The following is a 1,162-nucleotide window of genomic DNA, read 5'->3' as shown; positions in this document are numbered from 1 at the left end:
TAAACTAGACCCTTAGTCAAGGACACTTAAAAAAAAGAGTGCTAGGCCACACATAAGAGATGATTCCTGTACTGAACAGGAGTCATCTTTTTTAGTCCCCACTGATATCTGTGATGATTATAATAACGAATATAGCGGTTAATTTCTCTTTGTAATTCGGCCAAAGTTGTACAGTGTTGACTCTTAACATGATCTTTCATATGACCGAAGAAAGACTCCTGTGGGGCATTGTCCCAGCAGTTTCCACGTCGTGACATCGACTGTCTTAGGCCTTTTTTCTTTAATAATTTCTGGTAGATGGGGCTCGTGTAATGGCTCCCTTGATCGGAATGGATGAAGGCATCCTTATGGAGTTTTAAGCGTCTCTGTCTCATGAGCAATTCAATGGTTCTTGTAGCTAGTGGCAGATGAAGGGACTCTGAGAGATTTTGGGCTAGAAGTTCTCCTGTTGAGGCGTCCAGAATGGTCGACAAATAAGCCGTCTGCGATTTGCCATACGGAAGATAGGTGATATCGGTGAGCAGTACAAGACCTGGTATTCCTTTCTTGAAGTCCCTCTTCAGCTCATTGGGGAGCGTGCGGTGTTCTTGTGTCGCTTTGGCCATAAGGCGGTAGGGGTTAGGTTTCCGATGGGGACATACGAGGTCAAACTTTTTCATTAGCCTTCGAATACGCTTCAGGTTGTAACAGGTGTCATATTCGTTCTGGAGCGTCATCTTAATGGATCTGGAGCCCTTTTTGTAACCTCTTTGATTAAATGCTTTCTTGATGAGTGCACCTGCTTGCTCATCCGCTAGCTTACGCTCCTGGCGTGTGTCAGCAGAGTTGAGGTAGTTGTAATAGCCAGAGCGAGACACGTCAAGCAGTTGGCAGAAGTAACGTGTCATTCGCCCCAAGCCTTGTTGCACAGCTTCCTGAATAAGGTTAAAACAATCACTCGGGCCTAGGTTTTTTCCCTTTGCTGTTAGCCTCCTTTCGTTCCTGTCTAACTTTTTTACGTATGCCAGTTGAGCCTCTAAAAGTCTGATCTTCGCCTCCTGCTTGGCAATGATCTCATCAGGGGATAAATGCCGTTTTGAAGGACGCAGAGCCGATTCTTTACGCGAGTCCGCAAGTCCAATGATTCCGTCTTTTTCGTAGGCTTTCTTCCATCGATCTGCAC

1 protein-coding gene is annotated in these 1,162 nt (G+C 45.5%); it reads right to left on the bottom strand.

What is annotated here, in order from left to right:
- Nucleotides 1–41 precede the first annotated feature (41 nt).
- Nucleotides 42–1,162, bottom strand: a 1,121-nt coding sequence (locus tag G9U52_RS39065; protein WP_166158875.1) for an IS3 family transposase, incomplete at its 5' end; no start/stop codon positions are given.

The organism is Paenibacillus agricola (genome assembly GCF_011440305.1).
Taxonomy (GTDB): Bacteria; Bacillota; Bacilli; order Paenibacillales; family NBRC-103111; genus Paenibacillus_S; species Paenibacillus_S agricola.
The sequence above is the reverse complement of the archived record's forward strand: the minus strand, read 5'-3'. Positions and strand labels throughout refer to the sequence as shown.